Origin of the sequence: Pseudomonas sp. 10C3 (assembly GCF_036346185.1) — a bacterium.
Lineage (GTDB): Bacteria > Pseudomonadota > Gammaproteobacteria > Pseudomonadales > Pseudomonadaceae > Aquipseudomonas.
Genome location: NZ_JASJVE010000214.1, coordinates 1 through 236, shown reverse-complemented (window position 1 = coordinate 236; position 236 = coordinate 1). Strand labels below are relative to the sequence as shown.

Genomic DNA, 236 nt, shown 5'->3' with positions numbered 1-236 from the left:
AACTCGGTCATGGCCCTGTCCATCTGGCGCTGATCGAGCGTGGGTTCAAAGGCTTTATGGGTATTAAAGTCGATGGGCCGTTCCGCGCCGACGCGTTGTTCATAACCCTGTTTGAGCGCCCGATATTCCTGATGCGTTGCCAGCGAGGTGCCTGACAATTCCTTGAGCGGTTGGCCCTCATGGTTGGCCTTGTTCTCGGCCAGTTGTCGCTCATGCAGCGCTTTAAGGGCATCCCA

Annotated in this window: 1 pseudogene; it reads right to left on the bottom strand. The window is 56.8% G+C overall.

The window, feature by feature from the left end:
- Positions 1–236, bottom strand: a pseudogene (locus QN399_RS26660) (hypothetical protein); the annotation flags it as partial.